At 59.4% G+C, this 7,316-nt stretch carries 6 protein-coding genes and 1 tRNA gene; 4 read left to right on the top strand and 3 right to left on the bottom strand.

Going from position 1 to position 7,316, the window contains the following annotated elements:
* The 3 genes from CN933_RS27520 to lipB all read right to left on the bottom strand — a co-directional run.
* Positions 1 to 202, bottom strand: a 202-nt coding sequence (locus tag CN933_RS27520) for an alcohol dehydrogenase catalytic domain-containing protein (protein ID WP_180980826.1), incomplete at its 3' end; no start/stop codon positions are given.
* Between the two features lie 89 nt (positions 203 to 291).
* Complete coding sequence (locus CN933_RS27515; RefSeq protein ID WP_018097856.1) at positions 292 to 690, bottom strand: helix-turn-helix domain-containing protein; 399 nt, start codon at positions 688 to 690, stop codon at positions 292 to 294.
* A gap of 183 nt (positions 691 to 873) precedes the next feature.
* Complete coding sequence (lipB, locus tag CN933_RS27510; RefSeq protein ID WP_018097855.1) at positions 874 to 1,632, bottom strand: lipoyl(octanoyl) transferase LipB; 759 nt, start codon at positions 1,630 to 1,632, stop codon at positions 874 to 876.
* Between the two features lie 158 nt (positions 1,633 to 1,790).
* Here lipB and CN933_RS27505 point away from each other — a divergent pair.
* From CN933_RS27505 to CN933_RS27490, 4 genes are all read left to right on the top strand, one after another.
* Positions 1,791 to 1,875 (top strand) — tRNA-Leu (locus CN933_RS27505).
* A 584-nt stretch (positions 1,876 to 2,459) separates the two neighbouring features.
* Entirely contained in the window at positions 2,460 to 4,409 is a 1,950-nt protein-coding gene (locus CN933_RS27500) for a PrkA family serine protein kinase (protein WP_018097854.1), read from the top strand.
* A 24-nt stretch (positions 4,410 to 4,433) separates the two neighbouring features.
* Positions 4,434 to 5,750, top strand: a complete 1,317-nt coding sequence (locus CN933_RS27495) for a YeaH/YhbH family protein (protein ID WP_018097853.1) — start codon at positions 4,434 to 4,436, stop codon at positions 5,748 to 5,750.
* Positions 5,751 to 5,762: 12 nt separating this feature from the next.
* Positions 5,763 to 7,310 (top strand): SpoVR family protein, encoded by a 1,548-nt coding sequence (locus CN933_RS27490; RefSeq protein WP_018097852.1) that lies wholly within the window; start codon positions 5,763 to 5,765, stop codon positions 7,308 to 7,310.
* The last annotated feature ends 6 nt before the right edge of the window (positions 7,311 to 7,316 follow it).

The following is a 7,316-nucleotide window of genomic DNA, read 5'->3' as shown; positions in this document are numbered from 1 at the left end:
CGATGCCGGCGCCCTCATGACCGAGGATCGCCGGGAACAGCCCCTCCGGATCGGCCCCCGACAGCGTGAAATCGTCGGTATGGCAGATGCCGGTCGCCTTCACCTCGACCAGCACCTCGCCGGCCCGAGGGCCTTCGAGCTGCACGGTCATGACCTCCAGCGGCTTGCCGGCTTCCAGGGCCACGGCGGCGCGTACGTCCATTTCTCTACTCCATCAAACTAAGAACAACGAGGCGGGGCGACCGTCATATCGCGCCGGTCGCCACCGGCAAGAGGAAAAATCCTATCCGATCACCGAACGTCCTGGTTCAGGCGTTCGAATTCCATCTCGAGTGCCGAAATGGCCTCGGCGGTTTGATCGTGCAGCTTCTTTACGAGATCCAGCTGCTTGCGAAGTTCGTCCCCCGAAGCATCTGCGGCGTTATCATCCGGTGCGCGTCCGATACCGGCCATCAGCCAGGCGGGCGTCACGCCAAGCACGCCGGCCAGCATGAACAGGCGATTGGCCCGTGGCTCGGCGCGATCGCGTTCCCAGGAGGAAATGGTGTCGCTGCGGACACCGAGCTTGCTGGCAAGCTCCTTGGTAGAGAGTCCCGTCGCGTCACGCGCTCTCCAGATACGACCGCCCAGCGTATCGCCGTCTCCTGTCTCACGCAGACGTGCAATCGCATTCTCGGTTGATAACAGCATGGTAGCTCCTTTCGCCTGTTGTCGTTGTCGGGTGCCGAGGCACCCTGACTGCCCGCGGTGGGGCGAAGGTGAGGGGAGCTTATAGGCTTTTCCTTGCGGATGGGGCAATGTGAAGCGGCAAAAAGACGGCTAAAAGCGGCTTTGCCGACGTTTCCGGACGGAGCAACGTACCGTGGGACCCTGCTATTCGTTCTCGATGCGGGTCGGGCCGAAGACCCTTTCGAAGGCCTCCCTCAGCCTGATATCGACGTCGGCCATCATGACGGGCAGACCGAGATCGACGAGGCTGGTGACACCATAGCCGCGAATTCCGCAAGGCACGATCCCCCCGAAATGCTCAAGGTCCGGGTCGACGTTCAACGACAATCCGTGAAAGCTCACCCATTTGCGCAAGCGAATGCCGATTGCCGCTATCTTGTCTTCCGCCATCGTGCCGTCCATGAGCGGCGGCTTTTCCGGGCGGCGCACCCAGACGCCGACACGATCTTCACGGCGTTCGCCCTTGACGTTCATGGAATCGAGCGTGGCGATAATGACGCTCTCGAGTGCGGCGACAAATCCGCGGACGTCCTGGCGTCTGCGCTTCAAGTCGAGCATGACGTAGACGACCCGCTGCCCGGGACCGTGATAGGTGTATTCCCCGCCTCTTCCGGTGGCAAAAACCGGGAGCATATCCGGCATCACGAGGTCGGCGGCGTTGGCGCTGGTTCCCGCGGTGAAAAGCGGCGGGTGCTCGACCAGCCAGACCAGCTCGTCGGCGGTGCCGTCCGCGATCGCGGCGGCTTCGCGCTCCATCGTCTCGACGGCCTCCGGATATTCGACGAGGGAAGGCGCAATGCGCCACCGCACCGGCGGTGCATCCGGCGGAGCAAACATGCTCTGGATAAGATCTTCGCGTTGCATGGGAACCTTGCGAATACTGATTTTTTCCGGCCTGTACATGGGGTCGCCGACGGCAAGAGTCCAGCGTTTCCAGTGGTTCGCGGGGAGCCGATCGAAATAGTTTTGTTTCTCGTCAAATTTCTGTCGTCACGCACTTGTGCACCCGGAATCCTTTTGCTACATGCAGCCCCGCCGACGCAATCGGCACCTACCACGATGCGGTCGTGGCGGAATTGGTAGACGCGCAGCGTTGAGGTCGCTGTGGGGCAACCCGTGGAAGTTCGAGTCTTCTCGACCGCACCATCTAAGATGAAGAAGCCCTCGTAACCAAATGGTTCCGTGGGTTTTTTTATTTTTAATCCTCTTTCACGACGTTGTTGCTGGACGCGGTAGGACGCGAGGACTATCCTCTGATTTACGGCGCAAAACAGCTCGGCGTCATGCCTCGGGCCACAGCGTCGTCCAGGTCTCTGCTCCGTGCCGATGCGGAGCGCCCGCCACGACATCGACATGGCGGTGCCCGATCACGAAATCACCGTTCTACACGATGTTGTTGATGGCTAAATTCGTGGAATCGCAAAAAAAAAGTCGGCGAATGAGCAGGGACAAGTTATGATTCGCTTGTCATGACGGATTCGCGAGAAGCGCCGGCATGATGGGGTGACAGAGCGACGAGTCTTGCGGAGTGCGCCTCATAACGTTCATGAGGCGCCGATCGGTCGGTCCCGAACTGATAGGCGGATGTTCGTCGCTGGCTGCTGCTTCGGTATCCGTTTCAGTGTCGGTTACGTGAAGGAACTTTGAAGCTAGGAAAACCGTTCACCTGAAGCAGATGCCGAAAGGCAGCGAGCCCGTTTCAACCAAGCGGCCCGCCGCGGGAGAGCACGATGCAAAGGAGTGAATCTGACGTCTTCGATCTCTTTTCGGAGATTTATACGAGTGCAGCGCAAGAAGAGATAAGTCTACAGGAATATCTCCTCGCATGTCGCGATGACAAAAGCATGTACGCCACCGCTCAGGAACGAATGGTGGACGCAATTGGAGACCCGATTCTCGTCGATACCAGCGCTGACGAGCGTTTAGGTCGGATCTTCGCAAACCGAACCATCAAAATCTACCCGGCCTTCTCCGACTTCTTCGGCATGGAAGACACGATCGAGCGGATCGTCGGCTACTTCCGCTATGCCGCCCAGGGTCTCGAGGAGCGCAAGCAGATCCTTTATCTTCTGGGGCCGGTCGGCGGCGGCAAGTCTTCGCTCGCCGAAAGATTGAAGAAGCTGATGGAACTTCGACCCATCTACACGCTGATGGTCGACGGCAAGATCAGCCCGGTTTTCGAATCCCCGCTCGGCCTGTTTCATCCCGAACGGATGGCCGATCTCCTGGAAGACAAATACGGCATCGCCCGTAGGAGGCTGACAGGCCTGATCTCTCCCTGGGCCGCCAAGCGGCTGGACGAGGTCGGTGGCGACATATCCAAGTTCAGCGTCGTCAAGCTGATGCCGTCGCGCCTGCGTCAGATCGGCATCGCCAAGACGGAGCCAGGCGACGAGAACAATCAGGATGTCTCCTCGCTTGTCGGCAAGGTCGATATCCGCCAGCTCGAGAACTACAGCCAGGCCGACCCGGATGCCTACTCCTACAGCGGCGGCCTGAACCGCACGACGCAGGGGCTGCTCGAATTCGTCGAAATGTTCAAGGCGCCGATCAAGGTTCTGCATCCTCTTCTGACGGCGACCCAGGAAGGCAGCTACAACGGTACGGAAAACTTCGGCGCATTCCCGTTTCAGGGCACCATTCTGGCCCACTCCAACGAATCGGAATGGCTGCAGTTCAAGAACAACCGCAACAACGAGGCGTTCCTGGACCGCATCCTGGTGGTCAAGGTGCCCTATTGCCTGCGCGTCACCGAGGAGAAGCAGATCTACGAAAAGCTTCTTCGCGAGAGCGAACTGGTCAGCAATCCCTGCGCACCCGAGGTGTTGGAGATACTGAGCCGCTTCACCGTATCCACCCGGCTCGTTCCTCACGAGAACTCGTCTCTCTACACCAAGATGCGCGTCTATGACGGCGAGAACCTCAAGGATGTCGACCCGAAGGCACGATCGGTGCAGGAGTATCGGGACGCTGCCGGTGTCGATGAGGGCATGACGGGCGTCAGCACGCGCTTTGCCTTCAAGGTCCTGTCCGAGGCCTTCAATTACGACACGAAGGAGGTCGCGGCCGATCCCGTACATCTGATGTACATCCTGGAGCAGGCCATCAAGCGCGAGCAGTTTGCGAAGGAAACGGAGGCAGCCTATCTCGACTTCATCAAGTCGGAACTCGCAACGCGTTATGCGGAATTCATCGGTCACGAGATCCAGAAGGCCTATCTCGAGTCCTACAGCGAATATGGCCAGAACCTGTTCGACCGCTATATCGCCTATGCCGATGCCTGGCTCGAGGACCAGGACTTCAAGGATCCCGATACGGGGCAGATCCTCAACCGCAAGATCCTGGACAGCGAGCTGTCTCAGATCGAAAAACCGGCGGGCATCGCCAATCCGAAGGACTTCCGCAACGAGGTGGTCAAGTTCACCTTGCGGGCGCGGGCCAAGAACCATGGCAAGAACCCGTCCTGGACGAGCTATGAAAAACTTCGCGAGGTCATCGAGAAGCGCATGTTCGGTCAGGTCGAAGACCTGTTGCCGGTCATCAGCTTCGGGTCGAAGAAGGACAGCTCCACAGAGAAGCAGCATGTCGAATTCGTACAGCGCATGAAGGAGCGTGGGTACACCGAACGGCAGGTGCGGCGTCTCGTCGACTGGTACATGCGTGTAAACAAGGCGGGTTGAGGCTGCGGATGCGGGGGTTAGCTAATGCCGAATTTCATCGACCGTCGCCTCAATCCGAAGGATAAGAGTCTCGGTAACAGGCAACGCTTCCTGAAACGGGCACGAGAGGAACTGAAGCGCACCATCAAAGAGCGGGTCAAGTCGGGCAAGATCGCGGATGTCGATGCCGAACAGAACGTGTCCATGCCCGCCCGCGGCGTCAACGAGCCGGCTTTCCAGCCGGACTCCAACAGCGGCGAGCGACGCCACGTCCTGCCGGGCAACCGGGAGTTCGCGGCGGGAGACCGTATCCCCAAAAGGGGGTCAGGTGGCGGTGCGGGCAATGCGGGAGCCGGCACCGGTCAGAGCGAAGACGAGTTTCAGTTCGTCCTTTCGCGCGAGGAGGTGCTCGATCTCTTCTTCGAGGACCTCGAACTCCCCGACATGGTAAAGCTCAATCTGAAGGAATCGGTTACCTTCAAGCGACGGCGGGCCGGCTTCAGCGCAAGCGGCTCCCCGACGAACATCAATGTCGGCCGCACCATGCGCAACAGCTACGGACGCCGCATCGCATTGCGGCGGCCGTCGCGCCGGGAAATCGAGGCGATTGCCGACGAGATTGCCGGGCTGGAGACGGAGCCGCGCGGACGCATCAAGCACCGGCAGCGCCTGGAGGAACTGCGCCAGAAGCTCGACGGTCTCGAGCGCCGGCGCCGGCGTATTCCCTATGTCGATCCCGTGGACATTCGCTTCAACCGGTTCGAGCCGCAGCCGCTGCCCAATGCGAGTGCGGTCATGTTCTGCCTCATGGATGTCTCCGCTTCGATGGGGGAGCGGGAAAAGGACCTCGCCAAGCGTTTTTTCGTGCTGCTGCACCTCTTCCTCAAGCGGCGCTACGAGCGGATCGACATCGTGTTCATCCGGCACACCGACGAGGCCGGCGAGGTCGACGAGAATACCTTCTTCTACAGCAAGCAGAGCGGCGGCACGGTCGTTTCCACCGCGCTGGAGGAGATGCTGCGCGTCATCCGGGAGCGCTATCCTGCCCATGAATGGAACATCTATGCCGCGCAGGCGTCGGACGGCGAGAATATCTCAGGCGACTCCGAACGCTGCGCTTCCCTTCTTCACGACGAACTGATGGGACTTTGCCAATACTACGCCTATGTCGAGATTATTGATGAGCGAGAGACGGAGATTTTCGGCACTACCGATAACGGGACTTCGCTCTGGCGGGCCTATCGCACCGTCGACGGCGAATGGCCGAATTTTCAGATGACCCGCATCGCGAAACCGGCGGATATCTACCCCGTCTTCCGAAAACTCTTCGGCAAGCAGCCGGAAATGCAATTGCGCAAGTGAAAAGGGACCGGGATGTCAAAGGGCGCCGCCTCAAACCTTCTGTTCCAAAGTTCCGACTGGAATTTCGAGACGCTGGCGCGCACCTACGATGCCATCGAGGAGATCGCGCTCGACGATCTCGGTCTCGACGTATACCCCAATCAGCTCGAGATCATCTCCTCCGAGCAGATGCTGGATGCCTATTCGTCGGTGGGCATGCCGCTCATGTACCAGCATTGGTCCTTCGGTAAGCGCTTCGTTTTCGAGGATCATCTCTATCGCAGGGGCCGGCGCGGCCTCGCTTATGAGCTGGTGATCAACTCCAATCCCTGCATCACCTACTTGATGGAGGAGAACACCATGGCCATGCAGGCCCTGGTGACCGCACATGCAGCCTTCGGCCACAATCATTTTTTCAAGAACAATTACCTCTTCCGCCAGTGGACCGACGCCAGCGCAATCCTCAGCTATATGGACTTCGCGAAGAAATACATCAGCAAATGCGAAGAACGGCACGGAACGATGGCGGTCGAGGCGATCCTCGACTCTGCCCATGCACTCATGGAGCAGGGCGTCTTCCGCTACAGACGGCCCCCGCGTCTGTCGACCGAAAAAGAGCAGGAGCGGATGCGCGAGAGGCTGGAATATGAAGAGCAGACCTTTAGCGACCTGTGGAGAACGCTTCCGCCCGCGGGAGAGAATAACGATCCGACGCAATTGGAACGGGAGCTCTCCGAGCGGAAAAAATCGCTGAACCTCCCGGAAGAGAACCTGCTCTATTTCCTGGAGAAGACCAGCCTCATCCTTGAGCCCTGGCAGCGGGAGATACTGCGAATCGTTCGCGTGATCGCGCAGTACTTCTATCCGCAGCGACAGACGAAGGTCATGAACGAGGGTTGCGCCACTTTCGTCCACTACACCATCATGAACAGCCTCTTCGACCAGGGCAAAATAAGCGAAGGCGCGATGCTGGAGATTCTCCAGAGTCATACCAATGTCGTTTTCCAGCCGGGCTTCGACGATCCCCGCTTTCCGGGGATCAACCCCTATGCGTTGGGATTTGCCATGATGCAGGACATCGAACGCATCTGCGTCGAGCCGACGGCGGAGGATCGCGATTGGTTTCCCGAAATCGCCGGCACCGGCAATTGGCGCGAGACGCTTCTCGATGCCTGGGCGAACCACCGTGACGAGTCCTTCATCCTGCAATTCCTCAGTCCTGCGCTGATCCGAAAGTTTCGGCTGTTCCTGCTGACGGACGAGGCGGACGACAATTTCTGCGAGGTGGCATCCATCCATAACGAGCGCGGCTACGAAACGATTCGCGGCGCTCTCGCCCGCAGCTACGACATCGGAAGCAGCCAGCCGGACATCCAGGTGATGGATGTCGATTTGTTGGGCGACCGGCACCTGCGATTGCAGCATAATGTAAAGAATGGAGTGCTCCTGGAGGAGAACAGCCGCGATGCCACTCTGCGCCACGTCCGCCGTCTGTGGGGCTACGAGGTGAGCCTCGCCGGCGTCGACATGCAGAGCGGCGAGACGCTCTACGAGTGCTCGACGGAGGAGCTGTCGGACTAAGGCCGT

Source organism: Sinorhizobium sp. M4_45, from assembly GCF_002885915.1.
Classification (GTDB): domain Bacteria; phylum Pseudomonadota; class Alphaproteobacteria; order Rhizobiales; family Rhizobiaceae; genus Sinorhizobium; species Sinorhizobium meliloti_A.
Note: the sequence above shows the minus strand (reverse complement) of the source record. Positions and strands in the feature narration are given on the sequence as shown.

What these genes read in the sequence shown, in the direction of transcription:
- CN933_RS27515 (WP_018097856.1), bottom strand. Translation starts at nt 690, where the DNA reads ATGCTGTTATCAACCGAGAATGCGATTGCACGTCTGCGTGAGACAGGA.
- lipB (WP_018097855.1), bottom strand. Translation starts at nt 1,632, where the DNA reads ATGTACAGGCCGGAAAAAATCAGTATTCGCAAGGTTCCCATGCAACGC.
- CN933_RS27500 (WP_018097854.1), top strand. Translation starts at nt 2,460, where the DNA reads ATGCAAAGGAGTGAATCTGACGTCTTCGATCTCTTTTCGGAGATTTAT.
- CN933_RS27495 (WP_018097853.1), top strand. Translation starts at nt 4,434, where the DNA reads ATGCCGAATTTCATCGACCGTCGCCTCAATCCGAAGGATAAGAGTCTC.
- CN933_RS27490 (WP_018097852.1), top strand. Translation starts at nt 5,763, where the DNA reads ATGTCAAAGGGCGCCGCCTCAAACCTTCTGTTCCAAAGTTCCGACTGG.